This window comes from Jatrophihabitans sp. sgz311053, from assembly GCF_056135305.1.
This window is the reverse complement of sequence record NZ_JBWAXP010000001.1, coordinates 1,403,437-1,429,794: the sequence shown is the minus strand read 5'-3', so window position 1 is coordinate 1,429,794 and position 26,358 is coordinate 1,403,437. Positions and strand designations below refer to the sequence as shown.

Below are 26,358 nucleotides of genomic sequence, written 5' to 3'. Positions count from 1 at the left end.
TCCGGCCGATGGTCCCGAATGTGAGGTCACAGTGACCTTTCGGGCGAAATTCGTGGCACCCTACCTGCCGTGGCCACTCCTGACCGGCGCGAGCGTCTAGTCCTGCTACGGCGTCGCCTGCGGTACCGCTTCGACCTCGCGCTCGCCCGCGGTCCCATCGTCGTGGTCGGCTACCTCGGCCTGGTCATGCTCGCGATCATCGTCTTCGCGGCGATGACGCAGACCCTGCTCGGCCTCACCGGCGTCAACGGCGACACCAAGGGCCTGCGCTTCGACGAGGCCTTCTGGCAGTCGATGCTGCGGGTGCTCGACACCGGCACCATGGCCTCCGACACGCACTGGGCGACCCGGCTGCTGAGCCTCTTCGTCACGCTGTCGGGCATCTTCCTGGCCGGGTCGCTCATCGGCCTCATCGCCAGCGCGGTCGACCAGAAGGTGGAACAACTGCGCAAGGGTCGGGGCGCGGTCTTCGAGGAAGGGCACACGCTCATCCTCGGCTGGTCGCCGCGGCTGCCCGTCGTCCTCAGCGAGCTCATCGAGGCCAACGCCAACCACGAGCACCAGGTCGTCGTCGTCCTCGCCGATCGGCCCGCCGACGAGATGGAGGACGACCTGCGCCGCTCCGTCGGCAACCGGCGCACCACCCGCATCGTCTGCCGCACCGGCAGCCCCACCGTCGTGGCGGACTTGCACCTGGTGCACCTGGAGAAGGCCCGGTCGGTGGTCATCCTCAGCGGTGAGGACGGCGACGCCGAGGTCGTGAAGACCTTCCTCGCCGTCCGCTCGGTGGACCCCCACTTCGAGCGGACCCGGCTCGTCGCGGAGCTGCGCGACGCCGAGTACGCGGCCACGCTGCGCGCCCTCACCGGGCGCCGCATCGGCACCGTCTGCGCCGACGAGGTCATCAGCCAGGTGACCGCCCAGGCCTGTTACCAGAGCGGCTTGGCGGCGGTCTTCCGGGACCTGCTCGACTTCGACGGCGACGAGTTCTACTTCCAGGCCGTCCCGGAGCTGGTCGGCCACACCTTCTTCGACGCGGCCGGGGCCTTCGAGCGCGCCAGCGTGGTCGGCCTGCACCGCGAGGGCCGCGTCATGCTCAACCCGTCGCCGAACGCCCGGATCGAGCTCGGCGACGAGATCATCGCCGTCGCCAGCGACGACGACCAGGTCGTCTTCACCGGCTTCGCCGGGGTGGCGGCCGGACGGGTGGACGGCGGCGGCGTGGCCACCGCCCGGTCGCACATCGCCGTCGTCGGCTGGAGCACCTTCGGCTTCGCGGTGCTGCGCGAGCTCGACCAGTTCCTGGCCGAGGGCTCCACCATCCACCTGCTCGTCGACCCGGTGCTCTGCCCGCCCGAGAGCATCGAGCTGCCGCAGTACGACCACTGCAAGGTGAACGTCTTCGCACTCCCCGACGGTCCCGAGGCGGTGCTGGCCCGGCTGGGACGCGAGAGCTACGAGCAGATGATCGTGCTCTGCTACCGCGACCAGCTCAGCGTCACCGACGCCGACACCCGCTCCATGCTGACCCTGCTGGCCCTCAACCGGGCCTGGGCGGGACGGTCGAGCCGGCCCCGGGTCGTGGCCGAGCTGCTCGACGGCGCCAACGTGCCGCTCGCCGAGACGACCGGGGTGGACGACTTCATCGTCAGCGACGAGCTCTCCAGTCTCATGCTGGCCCAGCTCTCCGAGCGGCTCGAGCTGCAGGAGGTCTTCGCGGAGCTCTTCAACGCCGCCGGGTGCTACCTGTCGCTGCAGCCGGCACGCTTCCTGGCCCCGGCCGGCCCCACGACCTTCGGCGTCGTCGTCGCCACCGCGATGGTCCATGGCGCCTGCGCCATCGGCTACCGCCTCGCCGGGTCGCCGGCGGTCCTCAACCCGGCGAAGTCCACGCCGCTCACGCTGGGTCCGGACGACGAGGTCCTCGTCATCGCTGGCCGGGCCTCCCGTCCGAAGCCGCCGACCCCCAACCGCGACCACGCCGCGTCGGCCCTCGTCCTGGAACCCGTGGGCGGCCCCGAGGTCTTCGGCCCCACCGTCCTAGACCGGCAGCAGGCCCCCCGCATCACCGACGCACCCCGCCCGGACGGCATGGCCGCCCTCAACGGGGAGAACCGGGTACTGCCCAATGCCGGTGGGCGGCACTCGCGGTCCTGAGGGGCGGGCGCCCTCCTCACGACACGTTCAGACGCCCGCCCCGCGCGCCGAGTGGACGCATCCTCTGCGCGCCGAGTGGTCGAAATGAGCGCCCAGTGGTCGCTGGTCAGGCGACCACTGGGGCAGGAAATCGACCACTCGGCGCCTGAGGGAGGCTCACTCGCCTGTGGGCAACTCCACGTGACCACCGAAGGCCTGCCGCATGGCCGACAGCAGCTTGTCGGCGTAGACGGCCTCGCCCCGTGAGGAGAAGCGGGCGAACAGTGACGCGGCGAGGACCGGGGTGGGGACGCCCTCGTCGATGCCGGCCTTGATCGTCCAGCGGCCCTCGCCGGAGTCCGAGACGCGGCCGGCGATGCCGTCGAGGTTCGGGTTGCCGTGCAGCGCGCCGGCGGTGAGGTCCAGCAGCCAGGAGGCGACGACCGAGCCGCGGCGCCAGACCTCGGTGACCTTCGCCAGGTCCAGGTCGTACTGGTAGTACTGCGGCTGGTCCAGCGGGGTCTCCTCCGCCGAGTGCGACTGCTCCTTGGACCCGGCGTTGGCCTTGGCCAGCACGTTGAGGCCCTCCGCGTAGGCGGCCATCATGCCGTACTCGATGCCGTTGTGGACCATCTTCACGAAGTGGCCCGACCCGGCCGGGCCGCAGTGCAGGTAGCCCTGCTCCTCCGGCGCCGGGTCGCCCTTGCGGCCGGGCGTCCGCTCGACGTCACCGACGCCGGGGGCGATGGAGGCGAAGAGCGGCTCGCAGTGCTGGTAAGCCTCCTCGTTGCCGCCGATCATCAGGCAGTAGCCGCGCTCCAGACCCCAGACACCGCCGCTGGTGCCGACGTCGAGGTAGTGGATGCCGCGCCCGGCCAGCGCGGCGGCGCGGTCGAAGTCCTCGCGGTAGTTGGAGTTGCCGCCATTGATGATGATGTCGCCGGAGTCGAGCAGCTCGGCGAGCTCCTGCACCACCTTGTCGGTGATGCCGGCCGGGATCATCACCCACGCGACACGGGGCGTCTCGAGCTTGGCGACGAAGTCCTTGAGCGAGTCCGAGCCGACGGCGCCGTCCTTGACGAGTTCGGCGACGGTGTCGGCGTTGGTGTCGTAGGCGACGGCGGTGTGGCCGTCGCGCATGATGCGCCGGACGATGTTGGCGCCCATCCGGCCGAGGCCGATCATTCCGAGTTGCATGTCAGGACTCCTTCGTGCTGCGCGCGGACCGGTACCGGCGGATGAGGGCGTTGGTGGAACTGTCGTGCTGCAGATCGGGCTCGTCGGACGACGAGAGCTCGGCGGCGACCTTCTTGGCCAGCACCTTGCCCAACTCGACGCCCCACTGGTCGAAGCTGTTCACCGACCAGATCGTGCCCTGGGTGAAGACGGAGTGCTCGTAGAGGGCCACCAACGCGCCGAGGGCGTGCGGCGTGAGCCGGTCCACGAGCAGCGTGTTGGACGGCCGGTTGCCCTCGAAGACGCGGTGCGGGACCAGCGACTCGTCCGTCCCCTCGGCGCGGACCTCCTCGGCGGTCTTGCCGAAGGCCAGCGCCTCAGTCTGCGCGAAGACGTTGGCCGTTAGCAGGTCGTGGTGCTCGCCGAGCGGGTTGAGCGAGTGCAGGAAGCCGATGAAGTCGGCGGGGATGAGCAGCGTCCCCTGGTGGATCAGCTGGTAGAAGCTGTGCTGCCCGTTCGTCCCCGGCTCGCCCCAGTAGACCGGGCCGGTGGCGTAGTCGACCTGCTCGCCGGCGAGGGTGACGTGCTTGCCGTTGGACTCCATCGTGAGCTGCTGCAGGTAGGCCGGGAAGCGCTTGAGGTACTGGTCGTAGGGCAGCACCGCCTGCGTCTGGGCACCGAAGAAGTCGACGTACCAGACCGTCAGCAGCCCCAGCAGCACCGGCAGGTTCTGCTCGAACGGCGCCGTCCGGAAGTGCTCGTCCATGGCGTGGAAGCCGTCGAGCAGCTCCCGGAAGCCGTCCGGTCCGATGGCCAGCATCGTCGACAGCCCGATGGCGGAGTCCATCGAGTAGCGGCCGCCGACCCAGTCCCAGAAGCCGAACATGTTCATGACGTCGATGCCGAACTCGCTCACCGCGTCGCTGTTGGTCGAGACGGCGACGAAGTGCTTCGCGATGGCCGAACGGTCCTCCAGCGTGGCGAGCAGCCAGTCGCGGGCCGTCTCGGCGTTGGTCATCGTCTCCAGCGTCGTGAACGTCTTGGACGAGACGATGAAGAGCGTCTCGGCGGGGTCGAGGTCGCGCGTGGCCTCGGCGAAGTCCGTCCCGTCGACGTTGGAGACGAAGCGGAAGGTGAGCTCACGGGTCGAGTAGTGCCGCAGCGCCTCGTAGGCCATCACCGGGCCGAGATCGGAGCCGCCGATCCCGATGTTGACGATGTTGCGGATCGGCTTGCCGGTGTGTCCCAGCCAGCGGCCGGCCCGCACCCGGTCGGCGAACTCCGCCATCCGACCCAGCACCTCGTGGACGGCGGGGACGACGTCCACCCCGTCGACGGCGATGCGCTCGTTCCGTGGCGCCCGCAACGCCACGTGCAGCACGGCCCGGTCCTCGGTGGTGTTGATCTTCTCGCCGGCGAACATGGCGTCGATCCGCTCGCGCAGCCCCGACTCGTCGGCCAGCTGCCGCAGCAGCCGCAGCGTCTCGTCGGTGACCCGGTTCTTGGAATAGTCCAGGAAGATCCCCACCGCCTCGGCGGTCAGCCGCTCCCCGCGAGTGGGGTCGTCGGCGAAGAGCTCGCGCAGGTGCGCCGATTCGACCTCCCGGAAGTGCTGCTGGAGGGCGGTCCAGGCGGGGCGTTGCGTCAGCGGCGGGATGGAAGCCATAAGCCATGCGTACCAGACCGGCGTGACGGGCAAACGGCGCCAGTTAGCCTCTTCGCATGAGCGAGCGGCCACGCCTGTCCGTCATCGGCACCGGGTACCTCGGCGCGACCCATGCGGTGTGCATGGTCGAGCTGGGGTACGAGGTCATCGGCCTGGACGTCGACAGCGCCAAGATCGACCAGCTCAGGGCCGGAAAAGTCCCTTTCTTCGAGCCCGAACTGCCGGAACTGCTGGAGAAGCACGTCAACGGCGGCCGGCTGCACTTCACGACCGACTACCGCGAGGTCGCCGAGTTCGCCGACGTCCACTTCGTCTGCGTCGGCACCCCGCAGCGGGCCGGTGAGCTCGCCGCCGACATGACCTACGTCGAGTCGGCCTTCAGCTCGCTCGCGCCGCACCTCACCCGGCAGGCGCTGGTCGTGGGCAAGTCCACGGTCCCCGCCGGCACCGCGGCGCGGATGGAGACCCTGCTCAAGCAGCTGGCTCCGCATCCGGAGGTCGAGCTGGCCTGGAACCCCGAGTTCCTGCGTGAGGGCTTCGCCGTCCAGGACACGCTGCGCCCCGACCGGCTCGTCTTCGGCGTCCAGAGCGACTGGTCGGAGAAGGCCATCCGCGCCGCCTTCGAGCCGGTCATCAAGGCCGGCACCCCCGTCGTCGTCACCGACTTCGCGACCGCGGAGCTGGTCAAGGTGGCGGCGAACTCCTTCCTCGCCACCAAGATCTCGTTCATCAACGCGATGGCCGAGGTCTGCGAGACCACCGGCGCCGACGTCACCAAGCTCGCCGAGGCCATCGGCCACGACGTCCGCATCGGCCGCCGCTTCCTCAACGCCGGCCTCGGCTTCGGCGGGGGCTGCCTGCCCAAGGACATCCGTGCCTTCATCGCCCGGGCCGGTGAGCTGGGCGTCGACCAGGCCGTCTCGTTCCTGCACGAGGTCGACAAGATCAACCAGCGCCGCCGCGCCCGCACCGTCGAGCTCGGTCTGGACCTGCTCGACGGCAGCTACCGCGGCGCGAAGGTCGCCGCGCTCGGCGCCGCCTTCAAGCCCAACTCCGACGACATCCGCGACTCCCCCGCGCTCGACGTCGCCGCCGCCATCGGCCGTCGCGAGGGCGCGGTCACCATCTACGACCCCGAGGCACTGGCCACCGCGAGGGCCAAGCACCCCGAGCTGACGTACGCGACCTCGCTGGAGGACGCCCTCGACCAGGCCGACATCGTCTTCCTCCTCACCGAATGGGACGAGTTCAAGTACATGCACCCCGGTGTCGTCGGCAAGCTGGTGAGCCAGCGCAAGATCGTGGACGGCCGCAACGTGCTCGACCCGGCGCAGTGGCGCGCCGCGGGCTGGCAGTACCGCGCGCTCGGCCGCCCCTGAGCCGATGCCGCAGCGCTGGGTGATCGGGGCGGTCGCCGCCGTCCTGCTGGGCACCTCGCTGACCGGCTGCGCCGACGACGGCAGCCGCCGGCAACCCGCCCCGTCGCCCACCACCAGCGTGGTGGGCAGCGGACGTTTCGTCTTCCCACTGGGGCACGGGGCGCAGCTGCGCGCCTGGACCCTGGCCGGACGCCGAAACGCGCCGTGGCTGCTGTACGTCCATGGCGGATCGTGGCTCTCCGGCCGGGCGGACTCCCCCACCGCCGCGATGTTCGCCGCCCGACTGCTGCCTCGCGGTTACCAGGTCTTCTCCGTCGAGTACCGGCTCAGCCAGGTGGCCCGCTGGCCCGCGCAGCGGGTGGACGTCGCCGCCGCGGTCGACCGCATCCGAGCCGATGCCGCCGGCCTCGGCGTCTCGCCCGAGCGTGGTGTCCTCATCGGCGAGTCCGCCGGCGGTCACCTCGCCGCCGTGGAGGGGACGCGGGGCAGGGTGGCGGGCGTCGTCGACCTGGCCGGGGTGGCGGACCCGCTCGCCGCGCTGCGGGCGCCCTTCCGGCCGCTGCGCCGGGCGGCGGTCCAGCTGGTCGGCTGCCTGCCCACCGTCTGCGCGTCCCGATGGCAGGACACCCGCGTGGTCACCCATCTCTCCGCCCGGACGCCGCCGTTCCTCGTCCTGCACTCGCTGCGCGACCCGGTGGTGCCGGCCGCCATGTCACGCCAGCTGGCCTCGGCCCTGCGCGCAGCCGGACGTCCGGTGACCCTGGGGATCGTCCCCGGCAGCAATCACAAGGCGCTGGTGCAGCCCGGCGTGCTGAGCCAGGTGCTGGCCTTCGCCGACCGGGTCACGGCAGCAGGCTGATCCGGACCGCCAGGAACTGGTCGGGGCTGGCCTCGAGCACCCGGCGGCGTGGATCCTTGACCTCCAGCCAGGGCCCGGTCGGTTCGAGGTGGGACAGCCGGCGATCGGCCAGCACCGCGCGGACGGCGTCGCGGTCGCCCCCGGCGACGACACCGTCGAGGGTGGCCTCGGCCAGTACCCCGGCCGCACCGTCGGCCGCCGCCGCGAAGGCCGCGGCCGCCTGGTTCGCCCGCCGCCGGGCGTAACGCTGCTGCGACCACCCGCCGGCCTTGGTGGTGCCCTGCACGTAGCTCGATCCGGTCTTGGACGCCACCAGCTCGGCACCGTCGAAGACGCCGGCGGCGTAGCCGCCCCGGCGCACCAGCAGGACCCCGATCCGGCGCCGGCGGGTGACGTGCTCGACGAGGGAGCCGGCCAGCGGCGGGAACGGGACCTCGATCCAGGCACGGTCACCGTCGGCGCCGGTGAGCTCCACCCACTCCGGGGACTCCGTCTCGGTCACCTCGCCGTGTCGCTCGGCGAAGCCGGCGAGCCAGCGCTCGACACGTGCGGCGGCGACGGTCACCCGTCGGGCGTCCAGGGGTGGGCTCATGACGTCAGGATGCCGTGGGAGGTGCCGACGACGCACCGGCGAGCGGGATCTCCAGCGCCGCCGCCCCCGACTCCGCCGGCGCGTCGGCCCGGTCGCCGAGCCGGACGAGGGCGATGCCGGCGAGGACGACGGCGGCGCCGACGAGCTGCAGGCCGGACGGCTGCTGACTCAACAGCAGCCAGGCGAAGAGGATGGCGAAGACGACCTCGGCCAGCCCGACGAAGGAGGCAACCCTGGCCCCCAGCCGGCGGGCGGCGGCGATCCCGGTCGTGTACGCGGCGAGGGTGGCGATGAGGGCGACGCCGACGGCGGGCACCACCCAGCTGACGGTCTGCCCTGCGAGCCGGGCGTCCGCGGCGCTCGTACGGAAGGAGATGACGCCGACCGCGGCGCAGGCAGCGAGAACGGTCACGCCGAGCACCATGCCGGCCCAGGCCATGGCGATCGGGTGCACCTCGTCGTCGGCGCGCGCGGAGAGGACGAAGTAGGTCGCGAGGCCGGCCGCCGCGCTCAGCCCCCAGCAGACGCCAACGAGATCCACTCGCTGCGGTCCGGTGAGGTCCAGGACCAGCACCAGCCCGACGAGCGCGACGGCGCCGCCGGCCATCGTCAACCGGGACGGCCGCTGCCCGTGGCGGGCCCACATCCACAGCACGACCAGCAGCGTCCCGCAGTACTCGAGCAGCAGCGCCACCCCGACCGAGAGATGCTGGATGGCGTTGAAGAAGAAGAGCTGGCAGCCGGCAATGGCGACGACACCGTAGGTCGCGACGGCCCGCGCACTGCGCCGGAGCTGGGCCCAGCGGCCGCGCAGCACGATCAACGCCGGCACCGTGAGCATCAGCGCGGCGAACCCGATGCGGGTGATGACCGCGCCACCCGGGCTCCAGCCCGACGCCATCAGCGAGTTGGCGAACGAGCCGGCCGTGCCGAAGGTGGCGGCGGAGATCGCCGCGATGCCGAGGCCGACGGTCGTCTGGTTGCCGCGCACGGGGCCTCCATCGCGTAAGGAGCTAAGCTACGAACGCTCGTGACGCTAGCGGCGGGACCTGAAAGGAGTCAAGGTGCTTTTTGCTCATGACACCGAGGTCGCGCTCGCCGCTGCGGCAGCGCTGGTCAACACCGAGGACGACGGCGGCTTGGACACCGTCGCCGAGCTCGCCGACTTCGTGACCCAGTGGGGCTGGACCGGCGCGCATCGCCGCAGCCGGGCCGAGCTGGAGGCTGTCCGGGCACTGCGCCCACGGCTGCGGGCGGTGTGGGGAGCCGAGGTCGACCAGGCCGTCGAGATCACCAACGCGCTGCTGCGGGAGGCGTCGGCGCTGCCGCAGCTGGTGGCCCACGACGGCTGGGACTACCACCTGCACGCGACGAGCTCCGAGGCGCCACTCGCCGACCGGATGGCCGTGGAGGCGGCGATGGCCTTCGTCGACGTCATCCGGATGGGCGAGCTGGGGCGGCTGCGGATCTGTGCCGCGGACGACTGCTCGTCCGTGCTCGTGGACCTCTCCAAGAACCGCTCCCGCAAGTTCTGCGAGGGCGGCTGCGGCAACCGCGCCCACGTCGCGGCCTACCGCGCCCGGCAGCGCGGTTGACTCAGCTGGTGATGTCCTTGCGGTCGAAGCGCAGGAACGCCAGGCCGAGGAAGACTGCAATGTAGACCAGCGCCACCCCGGTGCCGCGGATCATGTCGTCGTAGACCGTGGGGGACGACAGCGCCGCCGTCCAGGAGTAGTCCCAGTGCGCGAGCAGGTAGTTGCGGACGACGCCGAGTGCGGTGATCTCGTCCAGGATGTTGCTGATCACGGTGAACATCACCGCACCGCCGACCGCACCGAGCGGGTTGTCGACCAGCGTGCTGAAGAAGAACGCCATCGCGGCGACGCCGAGCAGCTGAACGCTGACGTACCCGACGATGACCAGCATCGTCTCCAGCGTCGAGCCGTCGCCGCCGACCGTCCCGCCCAGCGGCGAGACGGCCGGGCCGAAGCCGAAGAAGAGCCCGCCGATGAGGTAGGACCACACCGGCAGCAGCAGCGTCGCCGCCACGCACATCACAGCCGCGACGGCGAGCTTCTGCCGCAGCAGCCGGGCACGCGGCACCGGCTGGGCCAGCAGGTAGCGCAGCGACGACCAGCTCGCCTCGCTCGACACCGTGTCGCCGGCGAAGAGCGCCACCACCACGACGAGCAGGAAGCCCACCGCGGCGAAGAGGGTGAAGAGCGCGAAGTTCGTGCCGCCGGCCGTCGCCAGCCCGACCAGCTGCGGCGCGCCGTTGGTGTCCACCGACTCGCCACCGAACTGGAAGACCAACGCGATGATCAGCGGCAGCGCCAGCAGCAGCCCGAAGGCCACCTGCGTCCGCCGCCGCTTCACCTGCCGCACGAACTCGACCCGGAACCGCAACGTGCGGTGCGGGTTGTAACTGTGCGGACGCTCGGGATCCAGCACCGCCAGCCGGTCGTGGACGCCGCGGTGGGTCGCCGCCACCTTGGACCGTTCCCGGTCCGTCGACCGCACGGGCCGACCCAGGGCGCCGTTCGGGCTCGGTTCGACGCGGGGGTCAGCCATCGACGTTCACTTCCTCACCGATGAGTTCCAGGAAGACGTCCTCGAGCGAACGCCGGGCGGGGACGAGCTGGGCATCGACACCGTTGCGAGCCAGGATCTCGGCGGCCTGCGCCGGGTCGGCGACCGACAGCTGCGCGCCGTCGGTGCCCGAGATCTCGTCGACCGAACCCGCCGACACCACGCGCCCCTTGTGCATGACGACGACGTGGGTACAGGTCTGCTCGACCTCGGAGAGCAGGTGGCTGGAGACGACCACGGTGCGGCCGGTCTCCGCGTACTGCTTCATGACCTCGCGCATCTCGGCGATCTGCGGCGGGTCGAGGCCGTTGGTGGGTTCGTCGAGGACGAGCAGCTCCGGCAGGCCGAGCATCGCCTGCGCGATGCCGAGCCGCTGCCGCATGCCCTGGCTGTACGTCCCGACGCGGCGATCCACCGAGCCGCCGAGGCCGGCGATGTCCAGCGCGACGGAGAACTCCGCCTCGTGCTCGGGACGTCCGGTGGCGGCCCAGTAGAGGCGGAGGTTCTCCCGACCGGTGAGGTGCGGCAGGAAGCCCGGGCCCTCGATGAACGAGCCGAGCCGCGACAGCACCGGGGCGCCGGGCGCGATTCGCTGACCGAAGACGTAGAGCTCGCCCTCGGTGGCGGTGATGAGGCCGACCAGCACCCGCAGCGCGGTGGTCTTGCCGGCACCGTTGGGGCCGAGCAGGCCGACGACCTGGCCCTTCTCGACGGTGAAGCTGATGCCGTCGACGGCGCGGTAGCCGCCGGCGTACTCCTTCACCAGCCCGCGGACCACGACCGGCGTGTCGAAGAGCGACGGGTCAGGCTTGAGCACCTGCCGGCGACGACGGAAGATCAACCCGACGAGGGCGGCGACGAGGGCGCAGGCACCGAGGCCGAACCACAGCCAGCCCAGCGGATAGCCGCCGCCGACCTCGCGGCCCTCGGCGGTCGGGACGCTCACCGCCGTGCGATTCTGCGGCAGCGAGATCGTGTAGGTGCGGGCGTTGCTCGGACCGGCGTAGGCGAAGTCCGAGGCGCTGACGGTGAGGGCGAGCCGGTGGCCACGCAGCACCTTCTGCACCACGGTGGGCAGCCGGACCGTGACGGTGCGCGGCGTACCCGGCTGCAGCCCGGTCACCTTGATCGGCGACACCAGTTGCGACGGCAGCGTCGCCGACGAGCCGTCCACGTCGCGCAGCCCGACGAAGAGCACGGCGTCCGTGGCGCTCTGCGAGGTGACGGTGATCGGCACGGTCGACTGGCCGACGATGGGCACGGCGTCGCTGAGCTCATCGGAGGTGAAGACCGCCGTCTGACCCGGCGCGGACGGTAGCAGGGCCAGCGCCTGGTCGAAGCGGGACGAGATCCCGCCGAGGCCGGGGATGCTGGTGATCACGGCCGGCACGCCGCCGGCGGGAGAGGTGATCTGCTGCGGAGCGCCGGCGATCGACACCGACCGTCGGTCGACCTTCGTCCCCTCGATCCCCGGATAACCGGAGGTCTGCAGCGTGGCCGGCACCGACTCGTCGTCCTCGGCGTTGACCGAACCGTTCTCGTCGTTGTAGTCGAAGGGCTGCGCGCCCTTCAAGTTGTCGCCGGCGAAGACCTTGTCGAACCACGAGATGGCGTTCGCGGTGGCCACCCCGCCACCGGCCGCCGCGTTGTCGTGGCCTCCGGCGCGCCAGTCGACCGAGACCGGAGCGCCGTTGGCGGCGATGCCGCGGGCGTTGGCGTCGGCCTCGCTAAGCGGGAAGAGCGAGTCCTGCACTCCCTGCGTGAGCTGCGTGGGGACGCGGATCCGACTGATGACCGACGACGGGCTGGCGTCCTCGACGAGACGCCGCAGCGCGCTCGTCGGGGCCCCGGCCGCCGCCGACTGCTGGTAGGCCTGGCAGACGTCGGCGGCGAAGCGGCCACAGGACGAGGTGCCGGCCGGGGCGGCGGATCGGCTTCGTCCGGACGAACCGAGCGCGGCCAGCCCACCCTGACGCTGTGACCCGAAGCCGTTGCCGAAGAGCTGGCCGACCCAGAGCTTCTTGAAGGGACCGGCGGCGGAGCCGGCGAAGTTGGGGAAGAAGGCGTTCTCGAGGTTGTTCCAGGTGATGTCCGCGGCGACGGCATCCACCCGGCGGTCGTAGCCGGCCAGCAGCAGCGACAGGCCACCGCCGTACGAGGAGCCCGCGGCGGCCACCTCGGGGTCATTACCCTTCTTGCGGACCTCGGGCAGCGTCGCGAGGTAGCTCACCATTCGCCGCATGTCGGCCACCTCGTACTTCGGCGAGGCGAAGTGGATCTTGCCGCCGGAGCCTCCGAAGCCGCGCGGGGTGTAGGTCAGCACGACGTAGCCCGCCTCGGCGTACTGCCGAGCGGTGCCGTCCATGCCGTCAGCGGTGCCGCCGAAACCGGGAGTCAGCAGGACGGCCGGCGCCGGCCGCTGTTCGGGGAGGTACAGGTACGCCTCGAGCCGGACGCCCTGGCCGTCGGGCTCGGGCACCCCGACCTGCGTCTGCGAGATCTTGCGGACGTCAGGGTCCGATGTCGCGACCGAGACCACCGTGATGGCGGCGAGCGCCACGACCACCGCCCCGAGCAGGGCGAGGACTTTTCGGGAGCGCAGGCGCTGGCGGACGGCGCCGAGGTCAGGCATCCGGCCACTGTACGGAGATCAGCTGTGCGCAGTCTTCCGGGTTGACCCCCGGTTACGCCGCCGCCGGCTCAGGGTTCCAGGCGCTGCTGCAACGCCTCGTTCTTGGCCGTCGCGGTGTCGGCGAGGCCGGCTCGGAAGGCGTCCATCCGGGCGGCCAGCTCGGGGTCGTGGGCGGCGAGGATGCGCACCGCGAGCAGTCCGGCGTTGCGCGCGCCGCCGATGGAGACCGTCGCCACGGGGACGCCGGCGGGCATCTGGACGATGGAGAGCAGCGAGTCCATGCCGTCGAGGTACTTCAGCGGGACGGGCACGCCGATCACCGGCAGCGAGGTCAGCGACGCCACCATCCCCGGCAGGTGCGCCGCTCCCCCGGCGCCGGCGATGATCACCTTCAGCCCGCGGCCGGCCGCCTGCTTGGCGTACTCCACCATCCCCTCGGGCGTCCGGTGGGCCGAGACCACGCGCACCTCGTGCGCGACTCGGAACTCGTCGAGGGCCTCGTGGGCGGCGGACATCACGGTGAAGTCCGAGTCGGACCCCATGATGATCCCGACGTCAGTCATGACCGGGTCCTCCGAACCTCAGGTACTGCGCGGCCTCGGCAGCGCGGCGGCGAACGGTGTCGAGGTCGTCACCGAGAGCGGTGACGTGTCCGACCTTGCGGCCGGGACGGAACTGCTTGCCGTAGAGGTGCAGCTTCACCTCCGGCCAGTGCGCCATGAAGTGGTGCACCCGCTCGTCGAGGGCCGGCTCGACGTCGTCGGGGCCGCCGAGCAGGTTGACCATCACCGTCCATGGCGCGGTGGGGGCGGTCGAGCCCAGCGGGTAGTCGAGGACGGCACGCAGGTGCTGCTCGAACTGTGAGGTCCGGGCGCCCTCGATGCTCCAGTGCCCGGAGTTGTGGGGCCGCATGGCGAGCTCGTTCACCACCAGGCCGGCAGCGGTGACGAAGAGCTCGACGGCCAGCACCCCGGTCACCCCCAGCTCACTGGCGACCCGCAGTGCGAGCGACTGGGCCTTCTCGGCGAGCTCGGGGTCCAGGTCGGGCGCCGGGGCGATGACCTCGACGCAGATGCCGTCGCGTTGCACGGTCTCCACGACCGGCCAGGCCGCACCCTGCCCGAACGGCGAGCGGGCGACGACCGCCGCGACCTCGCGCACGATCGCCACCTTCTCCTCGGCGAGCAGCCGCGTCCCCGAGGCGAGGACGTCGGCGGCCTCGGCGACGGAGTCCACCACCCAGACGCCCTTGCCGTCGTAGCCGCCGGAGGCCGCCTTCAGGACCAGGGGCCAGCCAACCTCGTTGCCGAAGGCCGCCAACTCGGCCGCGTCGGCGACGGCGGTCCAGCGCGGGCAGGGCAGCCCGAGCCCGGTGAGGCGCTCGCGCATGGCCAGCTTGTCCTGGGCGAAGCGCAGCGCGGCCGAACCCGGCTGGACGTTGACGCCGTCGGCCTCCAGCGCGACCAGGTGCTCGTTCGGCACGTGCTCGTGGTCGAAGGTGACGACGTCCTTGCCGGCGGCGAAGCGGCGCAGGTCGTCCAGCGAGCGGTAGCTGCCCACCTCCACCTCGTGCGCCACGAGGGCGGCGCCGTCGTCGGGGGTGTCGGCCAGCAGCGCCACCGACTGGCCCAGCGCGATGGCGGCCTGATGGGTCATCCGGGCCAGCTGGCCGGCGCCGACCACGCCGACGACGGGCAGACCGGTGCGTTCGTCCACGGACGGCAGCCTACTGACCGGGGCGGCCGGAGCCGGAGCCTCCTGGCCAATCGCTGGGCGACGAGCCGTGGCGGTGCCGTCGCCGGTCTATTCTTCTGCCACCATGACCTCACTACGCCCCTCGTCGCTCCGCGAACGCCTGCGGGGGTCGTACCGGGTCCTCGCCAAGGAGATCGCCGCCTTCGGCGTGATCGGTGCGCTCGCCTTCGTCATCGACGTGGGGCTGTTTACGCTGCTGACCTCGGCCTGGCATGCGGCACTGAAGGCCAAGACGGTCTCGACCATCGTCTCGACGACCTTCGCCTACTTCGGCAACCGGCACCTCTCGTTCTCCCACCGCGCGCGCACGGGAATCGGCCGCGAAACCGCCTATTTCTTCGGTATCAACGGCATCACCCTGGCGTTCTCACTGGCTGTGATCGGCCTCTTCGTGTACCCGCTCGGTTTCAGCCACAACAGCTCGGTCGTCTTCGTGGTGAACCTGGTGACGATCGGTCTGGGCACTCTCTTCCGCTTCTGGGCCTACAAGCGGTTCGTCTTCCTCCACCCGGATCGGGTGCACGCCAAGAACGTCGACCTGGACGTCGAACTGGCCGAGTAGCGCTACCCGCCCTCACCGATGTCGGTCTCGAAGGCCTCGTAGACGAGGTCCGCGCCACGCTGGCGATGTCGGACGAGATGCCCCAGCAGCCGGGTCGCGCGGTCACGGAGAGCGTCGACGTCACCCTCGCGACACGGCGCGGCCGAGTCCGCCACCAGCGAGGCGATCTCACCGGCCAGCTCGCCATGCTCGGCGGTGAGAGCGGCCACCGCGTTCGCCAGCCGGACATCACCACCGAGGATGGACTGGTGCAGGCCCTCCGGACCCTCGGTGACCTCGACGTGGGCGGCGAAGTCGCCGGCCAGGGTGACGAGGGCGTCGTGGACCGTCTCGCCCCACACCACCTCGCGTCCGGAGGCCGGCGCGGCCAGCGTGATCTCCAGCAGGTTGAGCGTGCCCCGCAGTTCGACGCGCCGCGCGCGGACCGCGTCGAGTTCGGCAGGGGTGTCGGTGACTGTGCTGTCGTGATCCATCGGTGCCCACCTCTTCCGGTGACGACGGGAGGTCCATGGTGAACCGTCGGTGCGGTCACGTCCATGCCCGGCGCGAGGCATGTTCGTCGTTGTCCCGGCGTTCCCCCTTCCTCCTGCCATGCTGAACCGATGCCCGAACCCCTGCAGCCCCGGCTCGGCTCCGAGATCGGCAGGCTGCGGCACGTCGTGACCCATCGCCCCGGTCGCGAACTGGACCGCCTGACGCCGAGCAACATCCACGGCCTGCTCTTCGACGACGTCCCGTGGGCCGACCGGGCCCGCGACGAGCACGACGCCTTCGTCGAGGTGCTGGCGAGCCGCGGGGCGACCGTCCACCGCTTCGCCGACCTGCTCACCGGCGCCCTCGACACCCCGGACGGTCGCGACTTCGTCGTGGAGCGCACCTGCACCCCGGAGCGGTTCGGCGTCCAGATGGCGCGGCGGCTGCGTGACCTCTTCGACGACGTCGACGCCCGGACCCTTGCCGGCCTGCTCATCGGCGGCGTGCTCAAGTCCGACCTGAGCTTCGCCACCCCGGTCGGACTGCACTGGCAGTCACTCGGGCCGGACGATCTCGTCCTGCCGCCGCTGCCGAACACGCTCTTCCAGCGCGACAACTCGGCATGGATCAACAACGGCGTCACCGTCAACCCCATGGCCAAGCTGGCCCGGCAGCGGGAGTCCGTCCACACCCGGGCGGTGTATCGCTACCACCCGCTGCTGCGCGAGGCGGACTTCACGTTCTTCTACGGCGACGACGACCGAGACCACCGACCCGCCACGCTGGAGGGCGGCGACGTGCTCGTCCTCAGCGAGGACGTCGTCCTCGTCGGCATGGGCGAGCGGACGACCCCGGCGGCGGTGGAGCTGCTCGCCCGCCGGCTCTTCGAGACCGGCTCCGCACAGGAGGTGCTCGCCGTGGACATCCCCGCCGCCCGCGCCACCATGCACCTGGACACGGTGCTGACCATGGTCGATGTCGCCACCTTCGTCGCCTACCCGATGCTGGACCTCGCCGCGCTCCGCGCCTGGCGTCTCACCCCGGCCGACGGGCCGGGGGAACCGCTGCGGGTCGAGCCGGCCGGCAACCTCGTCCAGGCGCTCGCCCTGGCGCTGCAGGTCGACCGGGTCACCGTGCTCCGCGCCGGCGACGACCCCCGCGCCGCCGAACGGGAGCAGTGGAGCGACGGCAACAACTACTTCGCCCTCGAGCCCGGCGTCGTGGTCGGCTACGACCGCAACGTCGTCACCAACGCGCTGCTCGACAAGCACGGCATCGAGGTGCTCGCGGTCTCCGGCGGCGAGCTGGGCCGTGGTCGCGGCGGCGCCCGGTGCATGACCTGCCCCATCGTGCGGGATCCGCTGCCCGGTCAGTCCTGATCGGCTGCCCGGCCCAGCAGGACGGCCCGCTCGGCGTCGTTGCCGCAGAGCTCGGCGGCGCGCCGGAACTCCGCCGCCGCCTCGGCGCCTCGCCCCAGCCGGGCCAGGACGTCGCCCCGCACCGCCGGCAGCAGGTGATAGCCGCGCAGCACGGAGAGGTCGGCCGCAGCGAGGTCGTCGACGATCCCCAGCGCCTCGGTCGGGTCACCGGCCATGGCGACGGCGACGGCCCGGTTGAGCTCGACGATCGGGGACTCGGTGACGTCCACGAGGTCGCCGTAGAGCTCGGCGATCCGCAGCCAGTCGGTCTCGACGGCCCGCGGCGCCCGGGCGTGGCAGGCGGCGATGGCGGCCTGCAGCACGTAGCGGCCGCGCGGGTCGAGCGCCTCGGCCCGGTCCAGTGCGCCGAGGGCGTGGGTGATGAGGGTGCGGTCCCAACGGGAGCGGTCCTGCTCGAGCAGCCGGACCGGCGAGCCGTCGGCCGCGGTCCGGGCCCGGAGTCGGGAAGCCTGCAGCTCGAGCAGGGCCACCAGCCCGTGCGCCTCCGCCTCGCCCGGCGCCACGGCGGCGAGCATGCGAGCCAGCCGCATCGCCTCCTCGCAGAGCACCGGCCTGGTCAGCGCCGTACCGGAGGAGGCCGCGTACCCCTCGTTGAAGATCAGGTAGACGACCTCCAGCACCGAGTCGAGCCGGGCGGCGAGCTCGTCGCCCGTCGGCGTCTCGAAGGGGACGCCGGCCGTGGCGAGGGCCTTCTTCGCCCGGGTGATGCGGGCCGCCATCGTCGGCACCGGCACCAGGAAGGCCCGCGCGATCTCGTCGGTGGTCAGTCCACCGATCATGCGCAGCGTCAACGCCACCCGCGCCTCGGCGGCGAGCACCGGGTGACAGGCGGTGAAGATCAACCGGAGCGTGTCGTCGGCCAGCGTCGGGCCCCGGTCGAGATCCAGCTCGTCGTACGGATCGACGGTGTCCTGCTGCTCGCGCCCCACCTCGGCCAGCTTGCGCTGGTACGTGACGTCGCGACGCACGCCGTCGACCCAGCGGCGCCGGGCGACCGACATCAGCCACGCCCCCGGATTGTCCGGGACACCTGCCGCGGGCCACTGCTCCAGCGCGGCGACGAGGGCGTCCTGGGCGAGGTCCTCCGCCAGCGGCACGTCGCGGGTGGCGCGGGCGAGTCCGGCCACGATCCGGACGGCCTCGATCCGCCAGATCGCGGCGATCCGGCGGTCGAGGTCGGCGTGCGTCACGGCCGCGTCAGGACTGCGCCCGGGTCTCGATGGTCTCGCGCAGCGCCTGCTCCTGCGCCTGCATCTCGGGCGTGAACTCGTCGCCGAAGTCGGTCAGCTCGAAGATGGGACGCACCTCGACCTCGCCGTCGACGAAGGGCACCCGCTGGGCCCACTCCATCGCCTCGTCCAGGGAGGAGACCTCCCAGATCCAGAACCCGGAGACGAGCTCCTTGGTCTCGGCGAAGGGGCCGTCCACCACCGTCGCCTTCTTGTCGCTGAACCGCACCCGCTTGCCCTTCGAGCTGGGAGTGATGCCGTCCGCGGCGAGGATGATGCCGGCCGCGGCGAGCTCGGCGTTGAAGCGCCCCATCTCGTTGAGCTCCTCGGTCGTGGGCATGCGGCCGGCTTCGCTGTCCTCGGTGGCCTTGACGATGACCATCACGCGCATCGGATTCTCCTGTCGTCTCGGGCGGGCCCGCTGCCCTGCCTCACCCTGGCGTCGAACGGGCCGCGCCGGAATCGACAGGCTAGACAAGAAATCTCGATCAGAGTTGGACGGCGTCGATCGCTCGGTAGATCCGCTTCTCGCTCACCGGCCGCGGCGTCCCCAGCTGCTGGGCCCAGAGGCTCACCCGCAGCTCCTCGATCTGCCGGGCGATGTCCCGGACGTCAGGCGCCTGCGCCCGGATCGGTGGCAGCGCCCGGACCAGCTCGTCGTAGGCGTCGCGGACGGCGTGGACCCGCAGCATCCGGCCACGGTCGGTCTCGACGTCACGGGGCAGCAGCTCCAGGCGCCGGCTGATGGCGGTGACGTAGCGGGCCGCGTCGCGCAGGTGCGCCGCACCGATCCGGGTGACGAAGCCGACCGGCAGCAATCGGCGGAACTGCTCGCGGATGTCGGTGATCGCCTCGGCCTGCGACCTCGGCGGATCGGTTGGCAGCGCGAGCCGGACGTCGTGAGCTGCAGCGAGGACGTCCTCCACCCGCCGGACGATGTCGACCGTCGTCACCACCAGCTCCGTCGCCACCTTGTCGCGCAGCTGCGCAAAATCAGACCGGCGCCATACCGGCGCCGCGACCAGCGAGTCGATCGCCGCGTCGGCGGCGTCCTCGATCAGCGCGGCGAGCGAACCGTCCGGGTTGGCGCCCAGCACCAGTCGCGCCCGGGTCCCCAGCGAGCGCTCGACCGCCTTGGCCGGGGACGGCAGCGAGAGCCGCAGCAGCCGGCGGATGCCGGCGGGCATGGCGGCGGCCTGCTCGGCCTCGGTCGCGCAGACGCGGACGGCCACCCCGCCGGTCTCGTCGACCAGGGCCGGGAAACCGCGGACGGTGTGGGCACCGCTCGTCCGCTCCACACTGCGGGGCAGCTCGGCCAGGTCCGCCGGCCAGTCGGTGAGTCCGGAGCGTTCGAGCTCCCCGGCGACGGCCGCCGCCACCGCGGCCCGGACCGGCGCGGCGAGCTGCTCCTGCAGCGCGGTGAGGTCCTTGCCGCGGGCCACCACCTCGCCGGCGTCGTCCTCGACGGCGAAGCTCACCCGCAGGTGGGACGGGATCTTGTCGAGGTCGAAGGCGTCGAGCGGGACGAGGACGCCGGTGCGCCGCTGCAACTCGCGCTGCAGACCCGGCAGCAACGGTTCCTGGCCGGGTTGCAACTCGGCGAGCACGGCGCGGGCGGTGTCGGGGATCGGCACGAAACTGCGCCGCAGCTCCTTCGGCAGCGCCCGCAGCAGCGCGACGACCAGCTCTTCGCGCAGCGCCGGCACCTGCCACGCGAACTCCTCACCGCCGAGCCGCGCCAGCACGTCGACGGGGACGTGAACAGTGACGCCGTCGTCGTCGGCGCCCGGCTCGAAGCGATAGGTGACGGGCAGCGCCAGGTCACCGGCCTGCCACTCGTCGAGGGTCTCGGTGTCGTCGCCGTCGTCGCGAAGCAGGTCGTCGCGGGTCAGCGTCAGCAGCTCGGGCGTCGTGTGCCGCTGCTTCTTCCACCACGCGTCGAAGTGGCGCTGCGAGACGACGCCAGCGGGGACGCGCTGGTCGTACCAGGTGAAGAGCTCGTCGTCGGTGAGCAGCAGGTCGCGGCGGCGGGCACGTTCCTCCAGTTCCTCCAGCTCGGCACGCAACGCCTGGTTGTCACGGAAGAAGTGATGCCGGGTCGTCCAGTCACCCTCGACGAGCGCGTGCCGGACGAAGAGCTCCCGCGCCTCCTCGGGGTCCACCGTCGAGTAGCCCACGCGCCGACGCGGGACGAGCGGCAGCCCGTAGAGGGTGACCCGCTCGTACGCCATGACGGCGCCGCGCTTGGCGTCCCAGTGCGGCTCGCTGTACGTGCGCTGCACGAGCGGACCCGCCACGCGCTCGACGGTGTCGGGGTCGACGCGGGCCGCGACCCGTCCGAAGAGCCGGGAGGTCTCGACCAGATCGGCGACCACGATCCAGCGCGGCGGCCTCTTGGTCAGCACCGAACCCGGCGCGAGGACGAAGCGCGAGTTCCGGGCGCCGAGGTAGTCCCGGTTGTCACCCTCGCGGACGCCGACATGTCCGAGCAGCCCGGCCAGCAGCGCGGCGTGGACGCGGTCGGCAGGGGCGGGTTCGTCCTGCTCGACGACATCGATACTTCGCGCGATCGTGCGCAATTGACCGACGAGGTCCTGCCACTCGCGCACCCGCAGGTAGTGCAGGAACTCGTCACGGCACATCCGGCGGAACGCGTTGCCCGAACGCTCCCGGCGCTGCTCGCGGATGTAGTTCCAGAGGTTCAGCAGCGAGACGAAGTCCGAGTGCTCGTCGGCGAAGCGGGCGTGCTTGGCGCGAGCAGCCTCCTCGCGATCGGTGGGGCGTTCCCGCGGGTCGGGGATCGAGAGCGCGGCGGCGAGGACGAGCACCTCGCGCACGCAGCCCTCATCCGCCGCGGCGAGGATCATCCGGCCGAGGCGCGGATCCACCGGCAGCTGCGCCAGCCGCCGCCCGGTGGGCGTCAGCGCGCCCTCGCCGTCGAAGGCGCCCAGCTCCTGCAGCAGCTGGAGGCCGTCACGCACGCTGCGTCGGTCGGGCGGGTCGAGGAACGGGAAGTCCGCCATCTCTCCCAGCTGCAGCGCCGCCATCTGCAGCATCACCGACGCGAGGTTGGTGCGCAGGATCTCCGGATCGGTGTAGCGCGGCCGCGCCTCGAAGTCGTCCTGTGAGTACAGCCGGATGCAGATGCCGTCCGCGACCCGGCCGCAGCGACCGGCCCGCTGGGCGGCGGAGGCCTGCGAGACCGGCTCGATGGGCAGCCGCTGGACCTTCGTCCGCCGCGAATACCGCGAGATGCGGGCGGTGCCGGGGTCGACGACGTACCGGATCCCCGGCACCGTCAGCGAGGTCTCGGCGACGTTGGTGGCGAGCACGACCCGCCGCCGCGCCGTCGACGGCTGGAAGACCTTCTGCTGCTCGGCTGTGCCCAGTCGCGCGTAGAGCGGCAGCACCTCGGTGTCACGCAGCTCGGCGAGCGCCTCGGCAGTGTCCCGGATCTCGCGCTCTCCGGAGAGGAAGACCAGCACGTCACCGGGTGCCTCGGCCTCGAGCTCGCGCACCGCGTCGACGATGGCCTCGGTGGGGTCGCGGGTCTCGGTGCGGACGATCTCGTGGTCGGGATCGTCGGGATCGTCGTCGTCGCCGACCACCGGCTGTTCGAGCGGGCGGTACCGGATCTCGACGGGATAGGTGCGTCCCGAGACCTCGACGATGGGGGCGGGGGCGCCGTCGGAACCGGCGAAGTGGGCGGCGAAGCGCTCGGGCTCGATCGTGGCGCTGGTGACGACGACTTTGAGGTCGGGACGCCGCGGCAGCAGCTGCTTGAGGTACCCGAGCAGGAAGTCGATGTTGAGGCTGCGCTCGTGGGCCTCGTCGAGGATCAGCGTGTCGTAGCGCAGCAGCCGGCGGTCGCGCTGCATCTCGGCGAGCAGGATGCCGTCGGTCATCAGCTTCACCAACGTGCGGTCGCTCACCTCGTCGGTGAACCGCACGGTGTAGCCGACGGTGTCGCCCAGCGGCGAGCCCACCTCGTCGGCGATGCGCTGCGCGACGGTCCGCGCGGCGAGCCGCCGCGGTTGGGTGTGACCGATGGTGCCGCGGACGCCACGCCCCAGCTCGAGACAGATCTTGGGCAGCTGGGTCGTCTTCCCCGAGCCGGTCTCCCCCGCCACGACGACGACCTGATGATCTCGAATCGCGGCGGCGATGTCGTCGCGCTTGGCGCTGACGGGCAGATCCGGGTAGCGGATCTCGGGAACGGCCAGCCGGCGGGTCTCGACCAGACCCTCGCCCCGCGCGATCTGGGCGGCGAGCTGCTCGCGGAGCCGCGGGTTGTCCCGTCGGCGCAGGCCGTCGAGGCGGCGACGGAGGCGGTCGGCGTCGCGGAGCGTCACCCCGTCGAGCCGGGCGCGCAGCTCGGCAGCTGACGGTGGTGCGGACACTCGATCCAGCCTAGGCGGTGCCCGCCAGTCGGATCGGGAACAGCAGCAGCTCGCGCTCCGAACACAGCCGGTTCGGTCCCATGGGCCGGCCGAGGACAGAGGTGATGAGGTCGGCTGGCGCAAAATCGGTGAATCGGACGGCGACGCCGTTCATGATGTCGGTGCGCCGAGCAGCGCGCGAACGTACGCGACGGACACTGCCTCGACGCGCGCGCTCGGCACGGCGGCCTGCATCGCACGCACGGCGAGTTGCACGCCGACGCCGTTGCGCCGGCCGAACATCGCCTCGAGATGACCCAGGGCGGCCTGTGTGACCGGCCCCGCTATCACGTCACCGATGAGGCGGTTCATCGCCAACCGAACCTCGGCCGGATCGGAGAACTGCATGAGCCGGATGACATCGGCGGCATCCTTGTCAGACAACCGGTCGGTTTTCAGCCGATCCTGCAGCTTGTGCGCCTTGGCAACGAGAAGTGCCGCAACACCGGCTACCCGGGCCACCACCTGATCCGTGTCGCCGGCGTCGAGCGAACTGATCGTGATGGGCGAGTGATCGATCAGCGCGGCTTCGAGACCGACTGCGCGTCGCGCCGCCTGCTTGCCGTGCGCGGGCAACCTGGCACCACGCCGTCCTCCTCCAGCGACCGCATCGGGGACGATCAGGTCGACGGGCACCTCGAAGGTGGTCTCTGCGACCTTGGTCGTGGCGACCCAGATGCCGGGTTCGACGTGCCCTTGCCGAGTGCGCTTGAGCTCGAAGCCGGCGGCGCGCATCGCGGCCTCCAAGGCGGGCTCATCGCCGAGGCTGTCGGGATCGAGGGCGAGGTCGCCGTCTGTGGTGTACGGGGCGATCGTCGCGTCGAGATCGAGCGTGCCGGTGTGGAGGTAGACGGCCTGGGCACCGGCCACGACGACGGCACCGCTGTGAGCGGCAAGGGTCTTCAAGGCATGCAACAAAACTCGCCGCGCAGCGATGTACGCAGGCGCGGGTGGGTGAGATCCGGTCATCGTGTCGGCCCTGCCCCGTAGCGAGGCAGCTCGCCGAGCGACTCGGCGCGCCAGGTCTCCTCGTGGGCGCTCATCCAGTCCAACACTGCAGCACCCTCGGCCGGCATGCGGCCATTGCCGGCCAGACAGTCCATCGCGACTTGCGCTGGCGCGACGTAGGTGATGCCGTCCCTCATTTCGACGCTGTCCCACACCACTGGATCTGGCGGCGCCAACAGGACTACGTCGGCGCCCGCATCGGCAGGCAGGAGTCGCAGGCTGTCAACAACCGCTCGGAAGTCGGCCGCGTAGACCGCCAGCAACGCTGGCGCTGCAATCGGCTCCAGCCGAGCGGCGGCGAACGATCCGGTGACCGCGGTCGGCCGGTCTACCTGCGCGAGCTGTGCCAGCGCCGTCTTGGCTCCGGCGGGGGCGATGAAGGTTGCAGCTCCGCGAGTCCGAAGCAGACTGGCGTGAGCCGCGTACTGCTCGATCAGTCGCACGTAGTCGACGGCCTTCACCCGTCCGCGGCCCTCACGCTGCACGAGCGCCTCGCGGTCCAGGGTCTCCAAGAGGCGGGAGACATATCCGGGAGTGAGACCAGACTTGTCTGCCAGTTCTCGGACACCGTACGGCGGAATGGCCTCGGCCAGCACCCGAACGAGCCGCCCGGTCTTCGCTCCGCGAAGTCCCGCGGCGCGAGCCTTGGGAGCCGGATCCTTTGCTGCGCCGTCGACCCGGATGAACACCGGCGGGTTCTCGAGCCGGATGAGGCAGTTGCCGGTCAGGTCGAGATAGTTGGCCCCGCGCGCTCTGATGATCTCGCGTGCACGCGGGCTGAGCCAAGGCGCCACGAGCAACAGGCCGACGTGGGCGAGCGTCGCCAGCCGTTGCTGAGTGTCCAGCAGTCGCTCGACGTCTCGGGGCGTGAAGGCTGCCTTGGCCTCGACAGACAGCGTCGCCTGAGCATTCTGCGTCTCGATGGTGATGAGTCCGTCGATCTGGTGGATGACCCCTGCCGACCGGGATGGGACCGTGCGGGGCTGCCGTTCTGCCTTGAAGCCCGACCCGAGGACGGCGTTGAGCCAATCGATCGCCTGATCGACGAGATGTTCCTCGGAACCCGCGTTTCCCAACATGGTAAACGTGATGCTAGCGCCCGTTGTTTACTACTTCAAGCTTGTTTACCAAGTCGCGAAACTCGCAATACGAGGAAACATCCGACGCCGGCTGACCCCCGCCGGGGCGACCGCACGAGCCAGCGTGGCTCGGCAACTCAGCGAACCCGGCGATGCGTTCGCTCGGGGCCCACCAGGCGGTGGGACACGGCGCACGTCGGCGAACCGTTCGCCGAGGTGCGGCATGGGTACATCGAGGCCATGACCGAACCGACCGACCAGGACATCCCGGTCGAGCCGCACGAGGGGCTCGACGCCAACAACAATCCCGACGCCAAGGCGGCCGAGGACCGTATCCAGCCGCTGCAGCGCTCGACGGGCGGCGAAGGACCGCCGCCCACCGACGCACCCGCCGCCGGCGAGGCGCCGACCGTCGAGGGGACCGGCGCCGGCGACGCCCTCGCCGGCGTCCGGATCAGCGACGAAGATGCCGCTCACGCGGTCGAGCCGGACGACTCCGGCACCCGCTAACGCTGCTGCGAGTACGCGACGAGCCGCTCGGCCACCTCGGCCGGGCGGCTCTTCGCCACCAGGTGCCCGCCGGGCATGACGTCGGCCTCGATGCCGAGGCGTTCGCGGGCCACCCTGAGCTGGAAGTCCCGCGGGAAGAGCCGGTCGTCCGCCCCGACCAAGACGTGGAGCGGCACCTCGGGCCACGCCCGGAATGCGCAGGGCTGCGCGAAAGGGGTGTCCGACGGCGAACGGTCCCCGCCGACCATGGCGGCTCGTACCGCCGCCGGGATGTCGTGCAGGAAGTAGAAGTCCATCGCGTCGGGATTGTCGAAGCCGCCCTCGTGCCCCAGCCGCCGGTCCGACTCGGCCATCGCCTCGCCCGAGGCGGTCGCCACGAACCACTCGCCCGGCGTCTCCCCCGGCTGCGGGATCATGGCGTTGACCAGCACGATGGCCCGCAGCTGATCCCGCTTGCGCACCATCGGCGCGGTGAAGCCGCCCATCGACTGAGCCACCAGGACGACGTCCCGGTGCTCGCCGATGGCCTCGTCGGTGATCGCCGCGTACTCGGGCAGCCCGAGCGCGGGATCGTCGCCCGCGATCTCCACCGCGAGTCCGGTGTGCCCGCGCACCGCGAGCTCCGCCACCACCTCGGACCAGTACATCGTGCCGGCGCCCCCGGCACCGGGCACCAACACGAACGTCACCATGTTCACACCGTAGACATCGCGCGCCCTACCCGCCATCGTCGGCAGTCAATCGAGGTGACTAGTTGATCACGGATTCCGACATTTCGGTCGATCCGCGATATCGTTAGCCAAGCTAACTGAATCTCGGACCACGAAGGAGTGG

General features: G+C 71.3%; 22 protein-coding genes. 7 read left to right on the top strand and 15 right to left on the bottom strand.

Annotated features, from left to right (window positions below; all coding sequences use genetic code 11):
* The first annotated feature begins 69 nt into the window (after positions 1 to 69).
* Positions 70 to 2,157, top strand: coding sequence for a CASTOR/POLLUX-related putative ion channel (locus tag AC0NZQ_RS06540; protein WP_474528864.1), 2,088 nt, complete (start codon positions 70 to 72; stop codon positions 2,155 to 2,157).
* Positions 2,158 to 2,313: 156 nt separating this feature from the next.
* On the opposite strand, the gene gnd is transcribed toward AC0NZQ_RS06540, so the two are convergent.
* The gene (gene gnd / locus AC0NZQ_RS06535; RefSeq protein ID WP_474528863.1) at positions 2,314 to 3,333 is read right to left on the bottom strand and encodes a phosphogluconate dehydrogenase (NAD(+)-dependent, decarboxylating); all 1,020 of its coding nucleotides are present in this window, start codon (positions 3,331 to 3,333) and stop codon (positions 2,314 to 2,316) included.
* 1 nt (position 3,334) lies between these two features.
* Complete coding sequence (pgi, locus tag AC0NZQ_RS06530; protein ID WP_474528859.1) at positions 3,335 to 4,978, bottom strand: glucose-6-phosphate isomerase; 1,644 nt, start codon at positions 4,976 to 4,978, stop codon at positions 3,335 to 3,337.
* Positions 4,979 to 5,034: 56 nt separating this feature from the next.
* Between pgi and AC0NZQ_RS06525 the strand changes: the two genes are divergently transcribed.
* Complete coding sequence (locus AC0NZQ_RS06525; RefSeq protein ID WP_474528858.1) at positions 5,035 to 6,357, top strand: UDP-glucose dehydrogenase family protein; 1,323 nt, start codon at positions 5,035 to 5,037, stop codon at positions 6,355 to 6,357.
* A gap of 4 nt (positions 6,358 to 6,361) precedes the next feature.
* Positions 6,362 to 7,216, top strand: coding sequence for an alpha/beta hydrolase fold domain-containing protein (locus AC0NZQ_RS06520; protein WP_474528857.1), 855 nt, complete (start codon positions 6,362 to 6,364; stop codon positions 7,214 to 7,216).
* On the opposite strand, the gene AC0NZQ_RS06515 is transcribed toward AC0NZQ_RS06520, so the two are convergent.
* Together AC0NZQ_RS06515 and AC0NZQ_RS06510 are read right to left on the bottom strand one after the other, a co-directional pair.
* Complete coding sequence (locus AC0NZQ_RS06515) at positions 7,200 to 7,808, bottom strand: acVLRF1 family peptidyl-tRNA hydrolase (protein ID WP_474528856.1); 609 nt, start codon at positions 7,806 to 7,808, stop codon at positions 7,200 to 7,202. The genes AC0NZQ_RS06520 and AC0NZQ_RS06515 overlap by 17 nt on opposite strands.
* A 4-nt stretch (positions 7,809 to 7,812) precedes the next feature.
* Complete coding sequence (locus AC0NZQ_RS06510; RefSeq protein ID WP_474528855.1) at positions 7,813 to 8,799, bottom strand: EamA family transporter; 987 nt, start codon at positions 8,797 to 8,799, stop codon at positions 7,813 to 7,815.
* Between the two features lie 73 nt (positions 8,800 to 8,872).
* On the opposite strand from AC0NZQ_RS06510, the gene AC0NZQ_RS06505 reads away from it, so the two are divergent.
* Positions 8,873 to 9,403, top strand: a complete 531-nt coding sequence (locus AC0NZQ_RS06505) for a CGNR zinc finger domain-containing protein (RefSeq protein WP_474528854.1) — start codon at positions 8,873 to 8,875, stop codon at positions 9,401 to 9,403.
* A gap of 1 nt (position 9,404) precedes the next feature.
* On the opposite strand, the gene AC0NZQ_RS06500 is transcribed toward AC0NZQ_RS06505, so the two are convergent.
* The 4 genes from AC0NZQ_RS06500 to AC0NZQ_RS06485 form a co-directional block, all read right to left on the bottom strand.
* The gene (locus tag AC0NZQ_RS06500; RefSeq protein ID WP_474528853.1) at positions 9,405 to 10,379 is read right to left on the bottom strand and encodes an ABC transporter permease; all 975 of its coding nucleotides are present in this window, start codon (positions 10,377 to 10,379) and stop codon (positions 9,405 to 9,407) included.
* Positions 10,372 to 13,029, bottom strand: a complete 2,658-nt coding sequence (locus AC0NZQ_RS06495; RefSeq protein WP_474528852.1) for an alpha/beta fold hydrolase — start codon at positions 13,027 to 13,029, stop codon at positions 10,372 to 10,374. The genes AC0NZQ_RS06500 and AC0NZQ_RS06495 overlap by 8 nt, the downstream gene beginning before the upstream one ends.
* A gap of 68 nt (positions 13,030 to 13,097) precedes the next feature.
* Positions 13,098 to 13,592: a 5-(carboxyamino)imidazole ribonucleotide mutase gene (purE, locus tag AC0NZQ_RS06490; RefSeq protein ID WP_474528851.1), complete on the bottom strand. Its 495-nt coding sequence runs from the start codon at positions 13,590 to 13,592 to the stop codon at positions 13,098 to 13,100.
* A complete protein-coding gene (locus tag AC0NZQ_RS06485) occupies positions 13,585 to 14,745 on the bottom strand; it encodes a 5-(carboxyamino)imidazole ribonucleotide synthase (protein ID WP_474528850.1) in 1,161 nt (386 codons plus the stop codon). Before AC0NZQ_RS06485 ends, purE begins: the two co-directional genes overlap by 8 nt.
* A 103-nt stretch (positions 14,746 to 14,848) precedes the next feature.
* Here AC0NZQ_RS06485 and AC0NZQ_RS06480 point away from each other — a divergent pair, with 103 nt between their 5' ends.
* Complete coding sequence (locus tag AC0NZQ_RS06480) at positions 14,849 to 15,346, top strand: GtrA family protein (RefSeq protein ID WP_474528849.1); 498 nt, start codon at positions 14,849 to 14,851, stop codon at positions 15,344 to 15,346.
* Between the two features lie 2 nt (positions 15,347 to 15,348).
* Here the strand turns inward: AC0NZQ_RS06480 and AC0NZQ_RS06475 are convergent, their stop codons facing one another.
* On the bottom strand, positions 15,349 to 15,819 hold the full coding sequence (locus AC0NZQ_RS06475; protein ID WP_474528848.1) for a hypothetical protein: 471 nt from the start codon (positions 15,817 to 15,819) through the stop codon (positions 15,349 to 15,351).
* Between the two features lie 129 nt (positions 15,820 to 15,948).
* Between AC0NZQ_RS06475 and AC0NZQ_RS06470 the strand changes: the two genes are divergently transcribed.
* Complete coding sequence (locus tag AC0NZQ_RS06470; RefSeq protein WP_474528847.1) at positions 15,949 to 17,199, top strand: arginine deiminase; 1,251 nt, start codon at positions 15,949 to 15,951, stop codon at positions 17,197 to 17,199.
* Here AC0NZQ_RS06470 and AC0NZQ_RS06465 read toward each other — a convergent pair.
* From AC0NZQ_RS06465 to AC0NZQ_RS06445, 5 genes are all read right to left on the bottom strand, one after another.
* Positions 17,190 to 18,449 (bottom strand): RNA polymerase sigma factor, encoded by a 1,260-nt coding sequence (locus tag AC0NZQ_RS06465; RefSeq protein WP_474528845.1) that lies wholly within the window; start codon positions 18,447 to 18,449, stop codon positions 17,190 to 17,192. The genes AC0NZQ_RS06470 and AC0NZQ_RS06465 overlap by 10 nt on opposite strands.
* Positions 18,450 to 18,456: 7 nt before the next feature.
* Positions 18,457 to 18,879: a YciI family protein gene (locus tag AC0NZQ_RS06460; RefSeq protein WP_474528843.1), complete on the bottom strand. Its 423-nt coding sequence runs from the start codon at positions 18,877 to 18,879 to the stop codon at positions 18,457 to 18,459.
* 97 nt (positions 18,880 to 18,976) lie between these two features.
* Positions 18,977 to 22,888 (bottom strand): ATP-dependent RNA helicase HrpA, encoded by a 3,912-nt coding sequence (gene hrpA / locus AC0NZQ_RS06455; protein WP_474528842.1) that lies wholly within the window; start codon positions 22,886 to 22,888, stop codon positions 18,977 to 18,979.
* A gap of 150 nt (positions 22,889 to 23,038) precedes the next feature.
* Positions 23,039 to 23,833, bottom strand: a complete 795-nt coding sequence (locus tag AC0NZQ_RS06450; RefSeq protein ID WP_474528840.1) for a hypothetical protein — start codon at positions 23,831 to 23,833, stop codon at positions 23,039 to 23,041.
* A 59-nt stretch (positions 23,834 to 23,892) separates the two neighbouring features.
* Positions 23,893 to 25,014, bottom strand: coding sequence for a helix-turn-helix domain-containing protein (locus tag AC0NZQ_RS06445; protein WP_474528839.1), 1,122 nt, complete (start codon positions 25,012 to 25,014; stop codon positions 23,893 to 23,895).
* 240 nt (positions 25,015 to 25,254) lie between these two features.
* Here AC0NZQ_RS06445 and AC0NZQ_RS06440 point away from each other — a divergent pair, with 240 nt between their 5' ends.
* Complete coding sequence (locus AC0NZQ_RS06440; protein ID WP_474528838.1) at positions 25,255 to 25,524, top strand: hypothetical protein; 270 nt, start codon at positions 25,255 to 25,257, stop codon at positions 25,522 to 25,524.
* Here AC0NZQ_RS06440 and AC0NZQ_RS06435 read toward each other — a convergent pair.
* Positions 25,521 to 26,216 (bottom strand): alpha/beta fold hydrolase, encoded by a 696-nt coding sequence (locus AC0NZQ_RS06435; protein WP_474528837.1) that lies wholly within the window; start codon positions 26,214 to 26,216, stop codon positions 25,521 to 25,523. The two genes, AC0NZQ_RS06440 and AC0NZQ_RS06435, sit on opposite strands and share 4 nt — an antisense overlap.
* Between the last annotated feature and the right edge of the window lie 142 nt (positions 26,217 to 26,358).

Coding starts and splice junctions, on each gene's coding strand:
- pgi (WP_474528859.1), bottom strand. CDS start 4,978: ATGGCTTCCATCCCGCCGCTGACGCAACGCCCCGCCTGGACCGCCCTC.
- AC0NZQ_RS06500 (WP_474528853.1), bottom strand. CDS start 10,379: ATGGCTGACCCCCGCGTCGAACCGAGCCCGAACGGCGCCCTGGGTCGG.
- AC0NZQ_RS06520 (WP_474528857.1), top strand. CDS start 6,362: ATGCCGCAGCGCTGGGTGATCGGGGCGGTCGCCGCCGTCCTGCTGGGC.
- AC0NZQ_RS06475 (WP_474528848.1), bottom strand. CDS start 15,819: ATGGATCACGACAGCACAGTCACCGACACCCCTGCCGAACTCGACGCG.
- AC0NZQ_RS06480 (WP_474528849.1), top strand. CDS start 14,849: ATGACCTCACTACGCCCCTCGTCGCTCCGCGAACGCCTGCGGGGGTCG.
- AC0NZQ_RS06445 (WP_474528839.1), bottom strand. CDS start 25,014: ATGTTGGGAAACGCGGGTTCCGAGGAACATCTCGTCGATCAGGCGATC.
- AC0NZQ_RS06440 (WP_474528838.1), top strand. CDS start 25,255: ATGACCGAACCGACCGACCAGGACATCCCGGTCGAGCCGCACGAGGGG.
- AC0NZQ_RS06525 (WP_474528858.1), top strand. CDS start 5,035: ATGAGCGAGCGGCCACGCCTGTCCGTCATCGGCACCGGGTACCTCGGC.
- AC0NZQ_RS06435 (WP_474528837.1), bottom strand. CDS start 26,216: ATGGTGACGTTCGTGTTGGTGCCCGGTGCCGGGGGCGCCGGCACGATG.
- gnd (WP_474528863.1), bottom strand. CDS start 3,333: ATGCAACTCGGAATGATCGGCCTCGGCCGGATGGGCGCCAACATCGTC.
- AC0NZQ_RS06495 (WP_474528852.1), bottom strand. CDS start 13,029: ATGCCTGACCTCGGCGCCGTCCGCCAGCGCCTGCGCTCCCGAAAAGTC.
- purE (WP_474528851.1), bottom strand. CDS start 13,592: ATGACTGACGTCGGGATCATCATGGGGTCCGACTCGGACTTCACCGTG.
- AC0NZQ_RS06460 (WP_474528843.1), bottom strand. CDS start 18,879: ATGCGCGTGATGGTCATCGTCAAGGCCACCGAGGACAGCGAAGCCGGC.
- AC0NZQ_RS06515 (WP_474528856.1), bottom strand. CDS start 7,808: ATGAGCCCACCCCTGGACGCCCGACGGGTGACCGTCGCCGCCGCACGT.
- AC0NZQ_RS06470 (WP_474528847.1), top strand. CDS start 15,949: ATGCCCGAACCCCTGCAGCCCCGGCTCGGCTCCGAGATCGGCAGGCTG.